The 19,983-nt window shown below is 52.7% G+C and carries 17 protein-coding genes; 3 read left to right on the top strand and 14 right to left on the bottom strand.

What is annotated here, in order from left to right; all coding sequences use genetic code 11:
* Positions 1-25 precede the first annotated feature (25 nt).
* The 4 genes from glnK to decR form a co-directional block, all read right to left on the bottom strand.
* Positions 26-364 carry a P-II family nitrogen regulator gene (glnK, locus tag ACVXHP_RS19590; protein WP_006685697.1) on the bottom strand — a complete coding sequence of 113 codons (339 nt, stop codon included), beginning with the start codon at positions 362-364 and terminating at the stop codon, positions 26-28.
* Positions 365-581: 217 nt separating this feature from the next.
* Positions 582-2,360: a SmdB family multidrug efflux ABC transporter permease/ATP-binding protein gene (locus ACVXHP_RS19585; protein WP_304696800.1), complete on the bottom strand. Its 1,779-nt coding sequence runs from the start codon at positions 2,358-2,360 to the stop codon at positions 582-584.
* A complete protein-coding gene (locus ACVXHP_RS19580; protein ID WP_447572054.1) occupies positions 2,353-4,125 on the bottom strand; it encodes a SmdA family multidrug ABC transporter permease/ATP-binding protein in 1,773 nt (590 codons plus the stop codon). Before ACVXHP_RS19580 ends, ACVXHP_RS19585 begins: the two co-directional genes overlap by 8 nt.
* Positions 4,126-4,169: 44 nt before the next feature.
* Positions 4,170-4,628, bottom strand: coding sequence for a DNA-binding transcriptional regulator DecR (gene decR / locus ACVXHP_RS19575; protein WP_003831023.1), 459 nt, complete (start codon positions 4,626-4,628; stop codon positions 4,170-4,172).
* A 116-nt stretch (positions 4,629-4,744) separates the two neighbouring features.
* On the opposite strand from decR, the gene ACVXHP_RS19570 reads away from it, so the two are divergent.
* Positions 4,745-5,800 (top strand): PLP-dependent cysteine synthase family protein, encoded by a 1,056-nt coding sequence (locus tag ACVXHP_RS19570; protein ID WP_233612640.1) that lies wholly within the window; start codon positions 4,745-4,747, stop codon positions 5,798-5,800.
* A 50-nt stretch (positions 5,801-5,850) separates the two neighbouring features.
* Here the strand turns inward: ACVXHP_RS19570 and cof are convergent, their stop codons facing one another.
* Positions 5,851-6,669, bottom strand: coding sequence for an HMP-PP phosphatase (gene cof, locus ACVXHP_RS19565; RefSeq protein WP_200007712.1), 819 nt, complete (start codon positions 6,667-6,669; stop codon positions 5,851-5,853).
* A gap of 100 nt (positions 6,670-6,769) precedes the next feature.
* On the opposite strand from cof, the gene ACVXHP_RS19560 reads away from it, so the two are divergent.
* Both ACVXHP_RS19560 and queC read left to right on the top strand, forming a co-directional pair.
* Complete coding sequence (locus tag ACVXHP_RS19560; RefSeq protein ID WP_447572053.1) at positions 6,770-8,470, top strand: SgrR family transcriptional regulator; 1,701 nt, start codon at positions 6,770-6,772, stop codon at positions 8,468-8,470.
* A 64-nt stretch (positions 8,471-8,534) separates the two neighbouring features.
* Positions 8,535-9,230 (top strand): 7-cyano-7-deazaguanine synthase QueC, encoded by a 696-nt coding sequence (gene queC, locus ACVXHP_RS19555; RefSeq protein ID WP_095715159.1) that lies wholly within the window; start codon positions 8,535-8,537, stop codon positions 9,228-9,230.
* 103 nt (positions 9,231-9,333) lie between these two features.
* Here queC and fadM read toward each other — a convergent pair whose 3' ends face one another.
* The 9 genes from fadM to bolA form a co-directional block, all read right to left on the bottom strand.
* Positions 9,334-9,732 (bottom strand): long-chain acyl-CoA thioesterase FadM, encoded by a 399-nt coding sequence (gene fadM, locus ACVXHP_RS19550; protein WP_087857049.1) that lies wholly within the window; start codon positions 9,730-9,732, stop codon positions 9,334-9,336.
* A gap of 104 nt (positions 9,733-9,836) precedes the next feature.
* On the bottom strand, positions 9,837-10,211 hold the full coding sequence (locus tag ACVXHP_RS19545) for a helix-hairpin-helix domain-containing protein (protein ID WP_447572052.1): 375 nt from the start codon (positions 10,209-10,211) through the stop codon (positions 9,837-9,839).
* A gap of 146 nt (positions 10,212-10,357) precedes the next feature.
* Positions 10,358-12,232 carry a peptidylprolyl isomerase gene (ppiD, locus tag ACVXHP_RS19540; protein WP_137348996.1) on the bottom strand — a complete coding sequence of 625 codons (1,875 nt, stop codon included), beginning with the start codon at positions 12,230-12,232 and terminating at the stop codon, positions 10,358-10,360.
* 267 nt (positions 12,233-12,499) lie between these two features.
* Positions 12,500-12,772 carry a nucleoid-associated protein HU-beta gene (gene hupB, locus ACVXHP_RS19535; RefSeq protein ID WP_003021629.1) on the bottom strand — a complete coding sequence of 91 codons (273 nt, stop codon included), beginning with the start codon at positions 12,770-12,772 and terminating at the stop codon, positions 12,500-12,502.
* 209 nt (positions 12,773-12,981) lie between these two features.
* A complete protein-coding gene (gene lon / locus ACVXHP_RS19530) occupies positions 12,982-15,336 on the bottom strand; it encodes an endopeptidase La (protein WP_038638272.1) in 2,355 nt (784 codons plus the stop codon).
* A gap of 184 nt (positions 15,337-15,520) precedes the next feature.
* Positions 15,521-16,795, bottom strand: a complete 1,275-nt coding sequence (gene clpX / locus ACVXHP_RS19525) for an ATP-dependent protease ATP-binding subunit ClpX (protein WP_003831013.1) — start codon at positions 16,793-16,795, stop codon at positions 15,521-15,523.
* Between the two features lie 126 nt (positions 16,796-16,921).
* Positions 16,922-17,545: an ATP-dependent Clp endopeptidase proteolytic subunit ClpP gene (gene clpP / locus ACVXHP_RS19520; RefSeq protein WP_032939995.1), complete on the bottom strand. Its 624-nt coding sequence runs from the start codon at positions 17,543-17,545 to the stop codon at positions 16,922-16,924.
* Positions 17,546-17,792: 247 nt separating this feature from the next.
* Positions 17,793-19,091, bottom strand: a complete 1,299-nt coding sequence (gene tig, locus ACVXHP_RS19515) for a trigger factor (RefSeq protein WP_003021622.1) — start codon at positions 19,089-19,091, stop codon at positions 17,793-17,795.
* Positions 19,092-19,437: 346 nt separating this feature from the next.
* Positions 19,438-19,755 carry a transcriptional regulator BolA gene (bolA, locus tag ACVXHP_RS19510; RefSeq protein ID WP_038638264.1) on the bottom strand — a complete coding sequence of 106 codons (318 nt, stop codon included), beginning with the start codon at positions 19,753-19,755 and terminating at the stop codon, positions 19,438-19,440.
* Positions 19,756-19,983 lie beyond the last annotated feature (228 nt).

Raw genomic sequence — 19,983 nt, 5'->3', positions numbered from 1 at the left:
GTTTCCTATCACTGTGTGCCAGACGTTACAGTGCGGCTTCGTCAGTTTCGCCGGTACGAATACGAATCACGCGTTGCAGCTCGGCGACAAAGATTTTGCCGTCGCCAATTTTTCCGGTGTAGGCCGCCTTGCTGATGACGTCGATCACTTCATCCAGTTGGTCGTCGGCAATCGCCACATCAATCTTCACCTTGGGCAAAAAATTGACGCTATATTCAGCCCCACGGTACAGCTCGGCATGACCTTTCTGTCGGCCAAACCCCTTCACTTCGGTGACGGTCAGCCCCTGAATACCAATAGATGACAAGGCTTCGCGGACGTCTTCCAGTTTGAACGGTTTGATTACCACGGTAACCAGCTTCATAGATCCCCTCCAGTCAGAATTCAGTAGTGGCTGCAGATACACCAGATGAATACTGCAAGGGATGTGCCAGGAATGAAAAAGGCAGGATGACTCGGGCTAGCCGAGGAGGGTTGAGGGGGAAAAAGAAAAAACGCACTATAACGGTGCATAGTGCGTTACATTTTTGCACCAGATTGTTGATTGCCGTCCGGCCTACGATACCGCGTTGGTGTCAGCATCAGGCAATAACAGAATCCTCTTGTGCGCTGGCCGCCAGTTCCTCGCCTGCCAACTGCAACTGATACATCTGCCAGTAACGGCCTTGCGCCGCCAGTAATTGCTGGTGCGTACCACGTTCAACCGCCTGTCCACGGTGCAGTACCAGAATGGTGTCCGCATCGACAATCGTCGATAAGCGATGCGCAATCACCACCAGCGTGGTGTGTTCACGTACCGCCGCCAGCGCCTGCTGAATCGCCTGTTCCGTGCCGGAGTCAATACTGGCCGTGGCTTCGTCGAGGATCAGTACCTGCGGCGTTTCAACCAACACCCGCGCCAGCGCCAGCAGCTGTTTCTGCCCAACGGAGAGATTATTGCCCTGCTCGCCCAGCCGGGTATGAATCCCCTCACTCAGGCCGCGCGCCAGCTCCGCCAGTTGCACAGTCTCCAGCGCCTGCCATACCCGCGCTTCTGAGATATCGCGGCCCAGCGTGACGTTTGCCAGGAAGGTATCCGCCATCACCACCGGATCCTGCTGCACCATCGCGATGCCCTGGCGTAATACACCATGGCTCAGCGAAGACAGCGGTCTCCCATCAAGGCGGATTTCCCCCTGCGTCAGCGGGTAGTATCCCATCAGCAGGCTGGCCAGCGTACTTTTGCCGCTGCCGGTGTGCCCGACCAGGGCCACAAAGCTACGCGAAGGCACGGACAGACTGATGTTTTGCAGCACCAGATTGTCGTCGCGATAGGCAAATGAAACGTTATCTACCTCGATATCCCCACTCTTTAGCGGCTGGTCATCGTCACCATAGCGTTGACGTGGCCCATCCATCAATTCGAACACACGTTCACCGGCGACAACCGCCTGCTGCAGCATTGACTGCTGGGTCGTCAGCTCGATAAGCGGCTCGTTCAACCGCCCGAGATAGCTAATAAACGCATACAACACGCCAACCTCGATCGAACTGCCAGAGGTAAAGCTGAACAGCATCAATAAACCGCAGAGGATCAGCGCCGAGAAAAGGCTCAGCAGCGGACGCAGCAAAAAGCCATCCAGTCGCAGGGTCTGCATCCGCGCCATATAGTGCGAACGGCTGGCCTCGCCCATTCTTTCGCCAAATCGCGCCTGCTGACGGAACTGCTGGATAACGCTCATGCCGTTGATGACTTCGTTAAAGCCATCGTTAATATCCGCCAGATAAGCGCGAACCCGGCGCACAATCGGCGTGCTGTAACGTTGATAAATCACCATCACCACCAGCACTGCCGGGAAAATAGCCATCGCGACCAGCGCCATGCGCCACTCCAGGCTGAACATCGCCACCAGCATCGCGCCGATCAAGGCCGCACTGCGCAGAACCGTTGCCACTACCGTCACATACAGGTCACGAATCACTTCAGTGTCATTGGTCACTCGGGAGATAAGCTGCCCGACGGGCTGGGTATCAAAGGCGCTGAGCGGCTGGCGCAGCGCAGCGTCCATGACATCGGTGCGTAACTGTTGCACCACGCCAACCGCCGCCTGATTAAATAACAGTGACTGCGCGTAATGCAGACCAGCGGCCAACAGTTGCAGACCGACATAGGCCGCAACCAGTCCGACCACCATCGCCAGCGGTAAATTGTTCTTTGCCACCATATTATCGATAAAATAGCTAATCAGCAGCGGGCCGCTGACTTCAGCCGCAGCCGCTACCCATAGCATGACTACCGCAATCGCCAGCGGTTTTCGCCATGGCGAACCGTACTTCAGCAGTCTTTTCAGGGTCGGCCATAATTGCCCAAAACTACGCATTAGCCGCCTCCCCGTTTATCTCTGGCGTATCGGACAACGCCGCTTCCAATTGCTGATAGCGGTACATATCGCGATACCAGCCTGGCTGCTGCACTAACGCATCATGCTCACCGCGCTGAGCAATATGCCCATGCTGCATCACGATAATCTCACTGGCTTCCGTCAGGGCCGATAAACGGTGGGCGCTGATAATCACGGTTCTGCCTTCGCCCCACTGGCGCAGATTATGCAGGATCTGATGCTCGGTACGGCCGTCAACTGCCGACAACGCATCATCCAGGATCAGAATTTCAGCGTTCAACAGCAACGCACGGGCAATCGAGATTCGCTGTTTTTGCCCACCGGACAGCATCACCCCGCGTTCACCCACTTCGGTATCATAGCCTTGTGGAAGACGTAAAATATCCTCATGAACGCTGGCGAGGCGCGCTACCTGTTCGATCTCTTCCTGCGAGGCCTGCGGGCGTCCTAACGCGATGTTATTGGCGACGGTATCTGAAAACAGGAACGGCGTCTGGCTAACCACCGCCAGTCGGCTGCGCCAGCTATCCAGCTCTAAGCGCGTTAACGGGATATCATGAAAGCGCACATCGCCCAGGGTGATATCAAAATGACGCTGGATCAGCGACAGCACCGTACTTTTTCCCGCGCCAGTCGGACCACAGATGCCCAGCATCTGTCCAGGTTTAAGCTGGAAATTCACATTTTCCAGCGCCGGGTGGGTGGTTTGTGGGTAGCAAAACTCGCGAATCGCCACCGCCAGCTCGCCGCGTCCTTCCGGCACTGGTTCAGTACCGTCATCCACCACCGGCGCTTCAGCCAGCATGGCGCGAATACGGCTGTAGGCGGCGCTGCCGCGTTCGACAATGTTAAACATCCATGCCAGCGCCAGCATCGGCCAAATCATAAGACCGAGATACATCATAAAACTGGTGAGCTGGCCAAGTGTTAGCGAACCATGCACCACCATCCAGCTTCCTCCGGCAATCGCCAGCAGGTTAGCCATCCCAATGGCGATATAAATCGTTGGGTCAAAACGGGCGTCAATACGCGCCACCCGCAGGTTTTTCTTACCGGTGTCTTCAGCATCTGCGGCAAATAACGCTGACTGCCGATCCTCCAGGCCAAAAGCCTTGATCATGCGAATACTGGTCAGGCTTTCCTGCGTACGATCGTTGAGGCTGGAGAACGCCGCCTGCGCCAGCTTAAAACGGTGATGGAGTCGATCGCCGTAACGTTTGATCATTAACGCCATTACAGGCATCGGCAGTAGCGCAATAAGCGTCAGTTGCCAGCTGATCTGCGTAGACATCACGATCAGCACCGCGCACCCCATCACCAGCGAATCCACCAGCGTCAGCACGCCTTCGCCAGCGGCAAACACCACCCGATCGACATCGTTGGTGGCACGCGCCATCAGATCACCGGTGCGGTGGCGCAGATAGAACTCAGGGTGCTGACGACTCAACTGACGGTAATAATCTTCCCGCAGCTCAACCGCCAATTGGTAGGATGCGCCAAACAGCAATACGCGCCAGACATAGCGCAGCAAGTATACGACCACCGCAATCAGAGCGATTGTGCCTACCCACATCAGCAGCCGCTCGGTGGTAAAGCGTTGAGCCGTTACGCCATCCACAATGATCCCGACCACTTTCGGCGGGATAAGCTGAAGGATAGCGATGATAATAAGCAGGGCCACTGCCCCGAGGTAGCGACGCCACTCCCGGCGGAAATACCAGCTTAATTGAGCAAATAATCGCACGCGTTATGTCCTGACAAGATTTCCGGCAATGAGTGCCGGGAGAATTATTCAATCGGTAGAGCAGTTGTGTATTTAATCTGTTCCATCGCAAAGCTGGAGGTAACATCAGACAGGCCCGGCACGCTGTTCACCAGGCGCTTGTAGAATTCATCATAGCTTTTCATATCGGCAACCTGCACCCGCATCAGGTAGTCATACTCCCCTGCCATACGCCAGAATCCCAAAACTTCCGGCATTCCGGTGACTTCGGTGACAAAGCGGCAATACCATTCGCTGCTGTGGTGCTGAGTCTTGATCAACACAAACGCGGTTAAGCCCAGCCCCAGTTTTTCGGGATCCAGCAGGGCGACTCGCCCCAGCAGGATACCGTCATCTTCAAGCCGTTTGAGACGTTTCCAGCAAGGGGTGGTAGTCAGATTAACGGCATCTGCTAACGCCTGCAAAGAAAGGGTGCAGTCCTGTTGCAGTAAGCCGAGCAGTTTACGGTCAATTTTGTCTAACATATCCACTCCACAGAGAAGAATTTTCTCCTTACATTCTATTTTAAAGGCTAAATGGCAACAATTTTTTCCGTGCTTTTCGCTATTCTGGGCACAAAATGACAAATGGATATCTTTTAATGATGAATAGCTCCTGGGTTAAAAACGCCATCAATGAAATCAACGCGGATTATCAGCGTTCTGCGGATACGCATCTCATTCGTCTGTCGCTCCCGGCGTTTCCGGGCATTCAGCTCTATTTAAAAGATGAGAGCACGCATCCGACCGGGAGCCTAAAACATCGTCTGGCGCGCTCACTGTTTCTGTATGGGTTGTGCAATGGTTGGATCAAAGAAGGCACCACCATTATCGAGTCATCATCCGGCTCAACGGCGGTCTCCGAAGCGTATTTCGCCCGTCTGTTAGGACTACCGTTTATCGCCGTCATGCCTTCATGTACTGCAAAACGGAAAATTGAACAGATTGAGTTTTATGGTGGACGCTGTCATTTCGTGGAAAGCGCCTGCGAAATTTATGCGGCGTCTGAACAACTGGCACGTGAGCTGAACGGCCATTACATGGACCAGTTCACTTACGCTGAGCGCGCCACCGACTGGCGCGGTAACAATAATATTGCCGACAGTATCTTTCGTCAGATGCAATGCGAGCCCAACCCCGTTCCCCGGCATATCGTGATGAGCGCCGGAACCGGCGGCACCTCGGCGACCATTGGCCGCTATATTCGTTGTCAGGGCTACGATACTCGTTTGATGGTGGTGGACCCGGAAAACTCGGTCTTTCTGCCCTTCTGGCAAGATCGCGATGCAACATTACGCAGCCCGGTAGGCAGCAAAATCGAAGGTATCGGTCGCCCACGCGTAGAACCGTCTTTCATTCCAGATGTGGTCGATGAAATGCTACGCGTGCCGGATGCCGCTAGCGTAGCCACCGCCCACTGGCTGGAAACGCAGTTGGGCCGTAAAGTTGGCGCCTCAACCGGTACCAACATGTGGGGAGCGTTACAACTTGCCGCTCGTATGCGTGACGCAGGTGAAACGGGATCGCTGGTGACGTTGCTGTGTGACAGCGGTGAACGTTATCTGGAAACCTATTACAATCCGCAGTGGGTCGACGCGCACATCGGCGATTTAGCGCCGTGGAAAGCGGAGCTTGCTCAACTCCTGAATACCCACTAATCAGACAAAAAAAAGCCAGACGCAAAGTCTGGCTTGCTGGAAGGGATCTCTCATTCGGGGGAATAAGGTAGATGCGGATTGTCCAGCCAATGCGTCAAAAAGTGTGATACTGCCTGATTACGGCAATGCCCAATCACCGATAAATGAGGCAGTTCAGCAATCAGTTGCGGCATCGCGTTGCCCATAATCAGGCCGCGTCCAACGCTGCCTAACATTTCGCGATCGTTCATGGCATCGCCAAACGCCATACACTCGGCCATTGAATAACCTAAGTGGTCGCTCAATACCGCCAGCGCAGAACCTTTGTTACAACCCAGCGGCAGCACCTCGAGGCAATCAACCGCGGAGAAACAGAGATTCGCCTGCTCACCCAGCGCCTCATTGAGTTGAATACGCAGACGGATCAGCGAGTCATGATCGCCGCAGAAACAGATCTTCGTTACCTGGTGGGCGGGAATGCGTTTCACATCCACGATCTGATAACGAAATCCGCTATACACATGCGCCTGAAGCAGCGATGGAATTTCTTGTCCGGTGAACCAACCGTTGTCATTAAAGACATGCATGCTGGCCGTGGTGTCCCACTTCTGGTGCAACACAATATCCGCAACATTCGGATCCAGATCCTGGCGGTGCAGCACATCGCCCTCCAGCGAGTGAATGCGCGTACCGTTACCCGTGATCAAAAAGGCATCCAACGAAATAGAACCCAGAATGTGGCGCATCTCCAGCACATGACGACCGGTGGCAAATGTCAGAGTGATATCACGTTCACGCAGGCGCGCCAGCGTTGAAAGCGTTTCATCACCTAAATGGTGATTCGGCATCAAAAGAGTGCCATCCATATCAAATGCAGCCAGACGAGCCATTTCTTTCTCCACACTGTGAGGCGGTTAACTTGTGATTCAGTATCACCTGAGATATACGGAAGTAATAGTGAATAGATAAAATGAATTGTTCCGGGTTTATATGAGATTATTGAATCGACTGAATCAATACCAACGCCTGTGGCAACCGTCGAACGGCGAACCACAGTCTGTGACCGTGGGCGAACTGGCTGAACGCTGTTTTTGCAGCGAGCGCCATGTGCGCACCCTGTTAAAACAAGCTCAGGATGCGGGCTGGCTGGAGTGGCACGCCCAGTCGGGGCGAGGTAAACGTGGGCAGCTACGCTTTTTGGTTACGCCAGAATCGCTACGCAATACCATGATGGAGCAAGCGCTACAAAAGGGTGAACAGCTTAGCGTGCTGGAGCTGGCCCAACTGGCGCCGGGTGAATTAAGAACCCTGCTACAGCCGTTTATGGGTGGCCAGTGGCAAAACGACACGCCAACTCTGCGTATCCCCTATTACCGCCAGCTCGACCCTTTACACCCCGGATTTCTCCCCGGTCGCGCAGAGCAACATCTCGCTGGGCAGGTATTCTCTGGCCTGACCCGGTTTGACACGAATACGCAACGCCCCTGTGGAGATTTGGCTCACCACTGGAATATCTCCGCCGACGGTCTGCGTTGGGATTTCTATATTCGCTCCACGCTGTACTGGCATAACGGCGATGCCGTCAGCAGCACGCAGTTACATCAACAACTGTTGAGGCTACTTGAGCTGCCCGCCCTGAATAAATTGTTTATCAGCGTCAAACGTATTGAGGTGACCCATCCCCAGTGTCTGACTTTTATTCTGCATCGCCCCGACTTCTGGCTGGCGCATCGTCTGGCGAGCTACAGCAGCCATTTGGCACATCCTGAACATCCGTTTGTGGGTACCGGCCCGTTCAGGCTCACGTTGTTTACGCCTGAGCTAGTGCGTATCGAGAGTCACGATCACTACCACCTGAGTCATCCACTCCTGAAAGCGATTGAATACTGGATAACTCCGCAACTCTTCTCCCAGGATTTGGGAACCAGCTGCCGCCATCCGGTGCAAATTGCGATTGGTAAACCTGAAGAACTGCCCATGCTCAGCCAGGTGAGCAGCGGGATAAGCCTCGGTTTTTGCTATCTCACGCTCAGAAAAAGCGCACGCCTGAATACCCTGCAGGCCCGCCGACTGGTCAATATTATCCACCGCTCTTCCCTGCTACAAACGCTTGAGGTAGATGAAAATCTGATAACCCCGAGCAATGCGCTGCTGCCTGGGTGGACGATCCCACAATGGGATGAACTGGACGAAGTAGCGCTACCGGAAAAACTGACGCTGGCCTATCACCTGCCGGTAGAACTGCACGCCATGGCTGAACAGCTTCGCCAGGCGCTGGCGCTGCTCGGCTGTGAATTAACGCTTATATTTCATAATGCTAAAAACTGGGACGGTAATCATCCTTTAGCTCAGGCCGACCTGATGATGGGCGACAGGCTGATTGGCGAAGCGCCTGAATATACCCTCGAACAGTGGTTACGCTGCGATCAGCTCTGGTCACATGTCTTGAATGCCCCTGAATACACGCACTTGCAGACCACGCTGGATGCCCTGCAAGTCCAGGCCAATGAAGACGATCGTCACGCGGCGTTACAGCAAGTGTTCGCCACGCTGATGCATGATGCCACGCTGACTCCGCTGTTCAATTATCACTATCGTATTAGCGCGCCACCGGGCGTGAACGGCGTGCGTCTGAATCCTCGCGGCTGGTTTGAGTTCACCGAAGCCTGGTTACCGCCCCCTTCAGCATGAAGAAGCTGGTCGACGCCACGTCCAGGCGCTACCATATGGGTTTCGTTATTTGTCAGGAAAAGCCATGAAACGTGCCGTTGTTGTATTCAGTGGAGGTCAGGACTCCACGACCTGTCTGGCGCAAGCGCTACATCAGTATGATGAAGTGCACTGCGTGACCTTTGATTATGGTCAGCGCCATCGCGCTGAGATTGATGTCGCACGTGACCTGGCCTTAAAACTCGGCGTACGGGCGCACAAAGTGCTTGATGTCACGCTGCTTAGCGAACTGGCTGTCAGCAGCCTGACCCGCGATAACATTCCGGTGCCTGATTACGAACCGGATGCGAACGGTATTCCCAATACCTTTGTGCCTGGGCGCAATATTCTGTTTTTAACGCTGGCGGCAATTTACGCGTATCAGGTACAAGCGGAGGCGGTCATTACCGGCGTTTGCGAAACCGACTTCTCTGGATATCCGGACTGTCGCGATGAGTTCGTCAAGGCCCTGAACCATGCCGTGAGCCTGGGAATGGCAAAAGATATCCGCTTTGAAACTCCGCTGATGTGGATCGATAAAGCCGAAACCTGGGCGCTGGCCGATTACTGGGGCAAGCTGGACCTGGTACGCGAAGAAACGCTGACCTGCTATAACGGCATCAAAGGTGACGGTTGTGGTCACTGTGCGGCCTGTAATCTGCGCGCTAACGGTCTGAACCATTATCTGGCGGATAAACCGGCGGTAATGGCGGCGATGAAGCAGAAAACCGGTCTTAAGTAATACGTTAGGTTTTGCCGGATGGCGACGCGGGGGTCTTATCCGGCCTACGGGACTGGCCACCATTGTAGGCCCGGTAAGCGCAAGCACCACCGGGCATTTTCCACTACTTCACCATCAATTCCAGCTTTTCGCGTAACTCCCCTTCCAGCGGTAGCGCTTTTTGCGTTTTCAAATCAATACAAACGAAGGTTATCAACGCATCTGCCACCACCTGTCCTTCCGGCTCCAGCGTAATCGTCTGGTTCAACACGCCGCTTTTGCCATTTAACTGCTGCACCTGACTGGTAATAGTCAGCAGGTCGCTCAGCACCGCCGGACGGCGATAGTTGATATTAATATTCACAACCACAAAAGCGATGTTGTGAGCGGTCATCCACTGAAAGCTGTCGCTGTTTTCCAGTCCATCCCAGCGTGCTTCTTCCAGAAACTCAAGATAACGGGCATTGTTGACGTGCTGATAGACATCAAGATGATAACCACGAACTTTGATTTGTGTTTGCATAGCGCAGGAACCTTACGTTTTTTTATAAGTACATTTTCAGGGTAAAGAGGCCATAACTGGTATGACCTCTATAGTCTGGCAAACTTTCAGCGCTCTGCAAGTTATTAAAGTGTTAAAACTGCCAGGTTACGCTCCACCAAAGAACTGCCCATCCCCGGCACCTGCTTTAAATCATCGACCGTTTTAAATGGCCCGTACTCCTCTCGATAGCTGACAATAGCCTGGGCTTTTTTCAGTCCGACCCCATTCATCACTCGCGCCAAATCCTCCGCAGAAGCACTGTTGATGCTTACCCTGATGCCTTCATCATCGCTTGCTTTAGCCGGTTGCGTGGCCTTGCTATGCGCCGCCCCAGAAGCATCCGCTTTGGTTTGAGTCGCCTGGCTTTTGGCAACTGGTTCTGCAGCCAATGCGCTTTGGGCCATACCGCCGCAGGTCAATGAAAGGGTGATAAGCAGAGCTTTGATTCCATGTTTCATACTGTTTTCTCCGTGTTTGTTAACAGTGGAATCACGATAGCGAGGTGCAGAACGGCAGACAAACGGCAAATATCAGAAATGGAAAAGGCCGCGAAAGCGGCCTTTGGTTAATACAACTTTTTGCAATTTTTTGCGAGGAGCCTCGGTTATTGCTGCTGTTCCAGCGCGTCACCGATTTTAATTTTTGCGGCTTTACGCAGGTTGCTCATCAGCGCTTCAAAGGTAATTTGCGCATTATTCTGAGTAATCCCCTGAACCATGGCTTTCTTCTGCGCTTCAGGCATCGAACCCGCTTTCACTTCGTCCAGCGCCAGCAGAACAACGTTGCCCTGCATATCGTTCGCCACGCCGTAGCTTGGTTTGTCTTTCGCAGGTAGGCTCAGACCAAAGGCTGCCTGGCTCAGCGGATCCTGACCCGTACGGCTCAGCGTTTTTGCCTCACCAAAACTCAGACCCGCTGCTTTCATCGCTTCATCGCCTTTACCGGCTTTCAGGTCAGCCAGCAGTTTATCGGCATCCAGCTTAGCCTGTTGCTCTGCTTTATTATGCTTAACAAGCGCAGTAACCTGCTCTTTCACTTCAGCCAGCGGCTTAACGGCTTCGGCTTTGTGCTCTGCGATACGCAGCACAAACGCGCGATCGCCATCCACGGTAATGATGTCGGAGTTACTGCCAGGGGTACCGTTCTCGCCAACCAGACCACCATTGAAAATGATGTCAGCGACCGGTTTGAAGTTCAGTTCTTCCGGCAGGCTATCACGGCTAAACCAGCCCGTTTCAACCGCTTTCATACCGGCAGCTTGCTCTGCACCCGCCAGGGATTCGTTATCGTTGCTGGCTGCATCACTCACTTTCTGCTGCAGCGCATAGTAAGCATCCAGCGCTTTTTCCTGCTTCACTTTCGCCGCAATGTCGTCACGAGCTTCGCTCAGTGGTTTAACCTGCGCAGGCTGTACGTCGTCAAGACGCGCAACGAGGAAACCGACGGAAGATTTAATCACACCGGACAGTTGGCCTTTGTCTTTCAGGCCGGCATTTTTCAGCTCATCCGGAGTGGTGGAATCTTCCAGCCATCCCATATCGCCGCCTTTACGGGCAGAGATGATGTCGGCTGATTTTTCTTTCGCCAGCGCAGCGAAATCAGCGCCTTTGCTCAGCTCGTCCAGTACCGCTTTGGCTTCATCTTCCGTTTTAGTCTGAATGATGCTGTAGCGGTTACGCTGCGGCTGAGTGAACTGGTCCTGATGCTGGTCATAGTAAGACTGAATATCAGCATCGCTGGCCGTCTCCTGCAGTGCAGCAGCGTCGAGCTTGATGTAGCTCACGCGGAACTGTTCCGGCGTCATGAAGTTGTTTTTATTCTGCTCGTAGTAGCTGGCAACTTCCTGCTCGGTAACGGATTGCTTCGCGGCAAGCGCGTTAACATCAATCGTCGCCTCGCGAACGATACGCTGCTGTGCGACCAGTGCCGCCAGCTCGTCGGTTTCGCCTTTCAGCATGAAGTCCGTACCGGCAACGCCGTTGATCAACTGCTGGGTAGTGAGCTGATTACGTAATGCCTGAGCATACTGATCGGCGGTCATTCCCATTTGATTCACAATCGCGTTGTAGCGGTTGTTATCAAATTTGCCGTCCACCTGGAAAGCAGGCGTGGCGAAAATAGCCTGTTTAATCTGATCGTCGCTGATATTGAGCTTCAGCTCGCGGGAATACTGATCCAGCAGCGCTTCGTCTACAAGACGATTCAGCACCTGCTGACGCAGCGTTTTCATATAGCCTTCATTCGCCGCCAGTTCAGAGTATTGATCGCCCAACTGCTGCTGCATGCGGTTACGTTCGCTGTTGAACGCATTCTCGAATTGCCCGCGGCTGATCTCCTGGCCATTCACTTTGGCGGCGTAATTGTTGCCCCCGCCAATCAGGTAACCACTCACGCCGGTCAAAATGAACGACACGATAATGATACCGAAAATAATCTTGAGCACGAGACTGTTAGCAGCCGTGCGTAAGCTGTCCATCATGGTGTAACCACACTCCGCTGTAGATGACTATACGCGTTATCCTTCAAGCCGCCTGCGCGTTGTTACAACCACGGCGGCAAGGATGTTGAGTATATATGCTTCACGCAGCATAGCGTTTCCTGAACGCTGCGCACAAAGGTCTATTGTGACAAGAAACGGGGGCAATTGTCAGCCCACAACGCGTAGAAAGTACCGGAATCAGAAATAAAAAAGGCACATCAGTTGATGCGCCCTTGTACTTCGTCACATCCCCAAAGGGGAAATCACTTAGTTTACCGCGTCTTTCAGTGCTTTACCTGCACGGAAGCCCGGTACTTTAGCCGCGGCGATGGTGATCTCTTTACCTGTTTGCGGGTTGCGACCAGTACGGGCAGCACGCTCTTTAACGGCAAAAGTACCAAAACCTACCAGCGCTACGTCATCACCTTCCTTCAGGGATTCGGTAACAGAAGCAATAATTGCATCTAACGCACGTCCAGCCGCAGCTTTAGAGATATCAGCCCCTGCAGCAATTTTGTCGATCAGTTGAGATTTATTCACTCTTCTCTTCCTCTTTTATAATTTATATCGCACCTGAATCCTTCAAAGTGCGACCGCGCAGCAGTTATATCAGGCCTGCCATGCCCTTACAACACCCGTTAATGATGGCAAGCCTAATCCGTCATCTAAATTAGCTATACAAAAAAAGGCTGGCAAGTCCGAAATGGTCTGCCAGCCCTGTTTTTATTAGTGCTCTTTGCGCGAGGTCACTATTTTGCGGTCACAACCTGCATTCCAGACGGTTCATTTTGCAACGCAAGAGTCAAAACCTCCTCGATGCGTTTCACCGGATGGATGTCCAGATCGGCAATCACGTTGTCCGGAATCTCTTCCAGGTCACGTTTGTTTTCATCTGGAATTAAGACCGTCTTAATACCGCCACGGTGCGCCGCCAGCAGTTTTTCTTTCAAACCACCAATTGGCAGAACCTGACCACGCAGGGTGATCTCGCCGGTCATCGCCACATCGGCGCGTACCGGGTTACCGGTCAGACAAGAAACCAGCGCGGTACACATAGCAATACCGGCACTTGGACCATCTTTCGGCGTCGCCCCTTCAGGTACGTGAACGTGGATGTCGCGTTTTTCGTAAAAGTCCGGATTAATACCCAGTTTTTCCGCGCGCGCGCGCACCACGGTCAGTGCAGCCTGAATAGACTCCTGCATTACCTCACCCAAAGAACCGGTGTAGGTCAGCTTACCCTTACCCGGTACGCAGGCGGTTTCGATGGTCAGCAGATCGCCACCCACTTCCGTCCACGCCAGCCCCGTCACCTGACCCACGCGGTTTTCGTTGTCCGCGCGACCATAGTCAAAGCGCTGTACGCCCAGGTAGTCGTGCAGGTTGTCGCCATTGATCACAATATGTTTCAGTGATTTGTCGAGCAACAACTGCTTCACGGCTTTGCGGCACAGTTTCGAGATTTCGCGCTCCAGGCTACGCACGCCAGCTTCACGGGTGTAGTAACGAATAATGCCCACAATGGCGCTGTCGTCAACCGTCAACTCGCCTTTTTTCAGCGCGTTACGCTCAATCTGTTTCGGCAACAGGTGACGTTTAGCAATGTTCAGCTTCTCGTCTTCGGTGTAACCGGACAGACGAATCACTTCCATACGATCCAGCAACGGCGCCGGAATATTCATGGAGTTCGAGGTCGCAACGAACATCACGTCGCTGAGATCGTAGTCCACTTCCAGGTAGTGATCGCTGAACGCCACGTTCTGCTCTGGATCCAGCACTTCAAGCAGCGCGGAAGCCGGATCGCCACGCATGTCAGAAGACATTTTGTCGATCTCATCGAGCAGGAACAGCGGGTTTTTTACGCCCACTTTGGCCATTTTCTGGATCAGTTTGCCCGGCATCGAACCAATATAGGTCCGGCGGTGACCGCGAATTTCAGCCTCATCACGTACGCCGCCCAGCGCCATACGGATGTATTTACGTCCGGTCGCCTTGGCGATGGACTGTCCCAGAGAAGTTTTACCTACCCCCGGCGGCCCAACCAGACACAGGATCGGCCCCTTGATTTTGTTCACACGGCTTTGAACCGCGAGATACTCAAGGATACGGTCTTTGACGCGCTCCAGACCGTAATGGTCGGTATCGAGGATTTCCTGCGCCTGACGCAGGTCTTTTTTGACCTTGCTACGCGCATTCCACGGTACCTGTACCATCCAGTCGATGTAGCCACGCACCACGGTCGCTTCCGCCGACATCGGAGACATCATTTTCAGCTTCTGCAGTTCTGCTTCCGCTTTCTCTTTTGCCTCTTTCGGCATTTTCGCCGCGTCGATTTTGCGTTTCAGCGCTTCGTTTTCGTCCGGCGCATCGTCCATCTCGCCGAGTTCTTTCTGAATAGCTTTCATCTGCTCGTTCAGATAGTACTCGCGCTGGGATTTTTCCATCTGCTTTTTCACGCGGTTGCGAATGCGTTTCTCAACCTGCAGCAGATCGATTTCAGATTCCATCATTGCCATCAGATATTCCAGACGTTCGTTAACGTCGGACATCTCCAGCACGGACTGCTTGTCAGCCAGCTTCAGCGGCATGTGCGCAGCGATGGTGTCCGCCAGACGTGCAGGATCGTCAATGCTGTTAAGCGACGTCAGCACTTCTGGTGGGATTTTCTTGTTCAGCTTGATATAGCCTTCGAACTGGCTGATAGCGGTACGCACCAGCACTTCCTGTTCGCGCTCATCAATGGCAGGCGAGTCAAGGTACTCCGCTTTCGCAGAGAAATGCTCGCCGTTGTCAGACAGCGCAGAAATGCGCGCGCGCTGTAACCCCTCGACCAGCACTTTTACGGTGCCGTCAGGCAGTTTCAGCATCTGCAAAATAGAGGCCACGGTCCCGACGGTGAAAAGATCGTTTACACCCGGCTCATCCGTTGACGCTTCTTTCTGTGCGACCAGCATGATTTTTTTATCATGGTCCATAGCCGCTTCCAGACAACGGATAGATTTTTCCCGCCCTACAAATAAGGGTATGACCATGTGCGGATAAACCACCACATCGCGCAACGGCAACACGGGGATTTCAATGCGTTCAGAACGCTCAGGATTCATAGAGCTCTCTCTTAGTTTAGTGTCCGCCAGGTAATCAGGTGGTACGACTGTGCTTCACACCACCTTTAACATGTATGTCAGTATATGGGGATGTTTCCCACACATTCAACGCCATGTTTACGGAAAAATAAAAGGGGAGATAAAATCCCCCCTTTTTAATTAAATGCCTGTATGAATTGATGAATTATTCGCCAGATGCCTGCTGTGCTTCCGGCTTACCGTAAATCAGCAATGGCTTGCTCTGACCGCCAATCACCGACTCATCGATCACCACTTTTTCGACGTCTTCCATCGAAGGCAGATCGTACATGGTGTCGAGCAGCGCGGCTTCGACGATAGAACGCAGACCACGGGCACCGGTTTTACGCGCCATCGCTTTCTTGGCGATAGCATCCAGCGCTTCCTCACGGAACTCCAGATCGACACCTTCGAGGTTGAACAGCGCCTGATACTGCTTGGTCAGGGCGTTTTTCGGCTCTTTCAGGATCTGGATCAGCGCTTCTTCACTCAGTTCGCTCAGCGTTGCCACAACCGGCAGACGACCGATGAACTCAGGGATCAGACCAAATTTGATCAGATCTTCCGGCTCCACCTGCGACAACAGTTCACCTTCGCTGGCTTTATCAGACTGCGCTTTTACCGTCGCGCCAAAACCAATGCCGGAGCCGGTTTCAACACGGTTGGCAATCACTTTGTCCAGACCAGCGAACGCACCACCGCAGATAAACAGGATCTTGGAGGTATCAACCTGCAGGAACTCCTGCTGCGGATGTTTACGACCACCCTGCGGCGGAACGGCGGCAACCGTACCTTCGATCAGTTTCAACAGCGCTTGCTGTACGCCTTCGCCAGAAACGTCACGGGTAATGGACGGGTTATCAGACTTACGAGAAATCTTGTCGATTTCATCGATATAGACGATCCCGCGCTGCGCTTTCTGTACGTCGTAGTCGCACTTCTGCAGCAGTTTCTGAATAATATTTTCAACATCTTCACCCACATAACCGGCTTCGGTCAGCGTGGTGGCGTCAGCCATAGTGAACGGAACATCCAGCAGGCGCGCCAGCGTTTCAGCCAGCAGCGTTTTACCGGAACCCGTCGGGCCAATCAGCAGGATGTTACTTTTGCCCAACTCGACGCCATTGCTGGTGTCGCCGTTGCGCAGACGTTTGTAATGGTTGTATACCGCGACCGCCAGCACTTTCTTCGCCTGTTCCTGACCGATAACGTAATCGTCCAGGTGATTGCGAATTTCATGTGGCGTCGGCAGCGCACTGCGTTCACGGTGCGGTGCTACTTCCTTAATCTCTTCGCGAATGATGTCGTTACACAAATCGACACATTCGTCGCAGATATACACGGATGGACCGGCAATCAGCTTCCGCACTTCATGCTGGCTTTTGCCGCAAAAAGAGCAGTACAACAATTTGCCCGAGCCATCTTTGCGTTTATCTGTCATGGGTCAAAACCTCTTCTTTGTTCTTTGTGCCGCACACGACGACGCAAATGCCATTCTCAGGCGCAAGACGCTAGTCAGCGTTGTGCCGCTCCAGGTAATTATAGCGGCACACCTGCGCACTGGGCATTAATTACGATGGGTCAAAATCGAGTCGACCAGACCGTACTCTACCGCTTCAGAAGCGGAGAGGAAGCGATCGCGCTCGGTATCACGTTCAATCTGCTCAAGAGATTGACCCGTATGATGCGCCATAAGTTCGTTCATGCGCCCTTTTACCTTCAGGATTTCGCGGGCATGAATTTCAATATCCGTTGCCTGGCCCTGGTAACCGCCCAGAGGCTGGTGGATCATGACGCGAGAGTTAGGCAGGCAAAAACGTTTACCTTTCGCCCCGGCAGTCAGCAGGAACGCGCCCATTGAGGCCGCCTGGCCCATACAAATGGTGCTGACGTCCGGCTTAATAAACTGCATGGTGTCATAGATAGACATCCCGGCAGTGATCACCCCACCAGGGGAGTTGATGTACAGGTAGATATCTTTTTCCGGGTTTTCTGCTTCCAGGAACAGCATCTGCGCCACAATCAGGTTAGCCATATGGTCTTCGACCTGGCCAGTCATAAAAATGACGCGTTCCTTAAGTAGACGAGAATAGATATCAAAAGAGCGCTCACCACGTGAGGTCTGTTCAATGACCATCGGCACCAGCGCCATATGGGGTGCAAAGTTATCTCGTTCGCCGCTGTATGACATTTCCGTCTCCTGGATAAAATTTGAAAAAACCTGCTGTGCTGATTGTAACCTTATGGACGGATTATCAGCTAGTCCCTCAGTAATGGGTACGACATCGCCATAATTCAAGCATAACAATCTTTTGTTGTAACGCTAACACTGAAACGCTGTTTTCGCACTCTTCCCATGCAAAATGCGTGACAAAAAAAAACCCGCCACCAAAAGGTGACGGGCTTGCGTACGAAATTCGTGCTACAAAAGCGACGAATTACGCCTGCTGGTTCATCAGCTCGTTGAAGGAAGTGGCTTTTTCAGTCACTTTCGCTTTCGCCAGAACGGCTTCAACAGCTTGCTCTTCCAGAGCGACGTTACGCATGTTGTCCATCAGCTCTTTGTTTTTGCTGTAGAACTCAACAACTTCTTTCGGATCTTCGTAAGCAGAAGCCATCTCTTCGATCAGGCCTTTAACGCGATCTTCGTCAGCTTTCAGCTCGTTGGTGCGAATAACTTCGCCCAGCAGCAGACCTACAACTACGCGACGCTTAGCCTGTTCTTCGAACAGTTCACGCGGCAGTTCCAGAGCTTGTTTCTCGTTACCGCCAAAACGCTGCGCAGCCTGACGACGCAGAACGTCGATTTCGCTGTCGATCAGCGCAGCCGGTACGTCGATGTCGTTAGCTTTTACCAGACCTTCGATCGCCTGAGACTTAACGCGGTTACGCACAGCGCCTTTCAGCTCGCGTTCCATGTTTTTACGTACTTCAGCGCGCAGACCGGCTACGGAACCATCTTCAACGCCGAAACGTTTGATGAATTCTTCAGTCAGTTCCGGCAGTTCGCGTTCTTCAACTTTCTTCAGGTTGATAACGAACTTAGCGGCTTTACCTTTCAGGTTTTCAGCGTGGTACTCTTCCGGGAAGGTCACGTCGATAGTGAACTCTTCGCCAGCTTTGTGGCCCTTAACGCCTTCTTCAAAGCCCGGGATCATACGACCCTGGCCCATCGCCAGTACGAAGTCAGACGCTTTACCGCCTTCGAACTCTTCGCCGTCTACAGAACCGGTGAAGTCGATGGTTACACGGTCTTCTGCATCAGCAGCGCCGTCTTTGTCTTTCCAGGTAGCCTGCTGCTTACGCAGGGTGTCCAGCATGACATCAACGTCAGCGTCAGTGACTTCAACAACCGGTTTTTCAACTTCGATTGCTTCCAGACCAGTCAGCTCAACTTCCGGGTAAACTTCGAACTCTACCGCGTAAGTAAAATCTTCACCCAGCTTGTATTCGCCCGGAACGTAGTTCGGTGCGCCAGCCGGATTGATTTTTTCTTTGATGATCGCGTCAACGAAGTTGCGGCTCATCAGGTCGCCCAGCACGTCCTGACGCACGGAAGCGCCATAACGCTGAGCAACAACATTCATCGGTACTTTTCCTTTGCGGAAACCGTCAATACGCACTTTCTTCGCTACGTTGACCAGCTCGCTTTTCACAGCGGTCTCGATGCTGTCAGCAGCGATAGTAATCGTTACACGGCGGCCAAGGCCTTGAGTGGTTTCAACTGAAACTTGCATCTTGTTACCTCAAAAAATCACAGTGCTCGGTCAACTCTTCTCCGCAAGCACAGGTTGTTGGCTTCGCGGAACTGGGATGTTCTCATAAGCAATCACATTCCCTGTCGTCAGAATCATCCCGAAGACATTCCGAAAAATAAGACGCGCATTATAGCGGCATCACTTTTATGAGTCGAGAACGGTTATCGCGCGTTGCTGCGGCTTTTTTCACAATTCCCGGCTAATTTTTGTCTGAATACTGTACGACTCCCTCAGAATTCAGACAAAACAAAACGGCCCGCAGGCCGTTTTCACATATTCTGTAGCAACATACTGGAAAAACATCGGTTGTTGCAAATCCGTTTTTCTACGCGATGCTCCCGGCTCCACGACAAGGGGGCGACGCAAAGATCGTGTCCTGCAACGCTTCCCACTCCTTAATGGTATAGGTATGCAGGGCTAACGCATGTACGGTTGTGGAGAGTTCCGCCGTTAACGTGCCGTAAATCATCCGATGACGATTAAGAAAACGTTCACCTGTAAAACGATCGCTAACCAGCACAACCTTAAAGTGGCTTTCAGAACCTGCCGGGACATTGTGACGATAGCTTTCATCCACAACTTCGAGGAATACGGGTTGGAACGCTGCCCTTAATTTTTCTTCTATTTGCTCACGTATCATCATGAAATTTTTCCTCCGACAACGCTGAGATGTCACCCATCCCTTTAAATACTAGCCGCTTTTACCGTTTTCATTACACCTTAGCAACAAAAAATTAGCGCTTGTCTGATTTTCTCAGCCAAACGAATGAAGTTCACTCATTTCATGCTTTGGTTTATTGCAAAAAGTCCGTTTCTGGTCTCCACAAAGTCATAAAAAGGACAACACAATGAATTTACATGCGTTACCCAC

This window comes from Citrobacter freundii complex sp. 2025EL-00176, from assembly GCF_053309355.1.
Note: the sequence above shows the minus strand (reverse complement) of the source record. Positions and strands in the feature narration are given on the sequence as shown.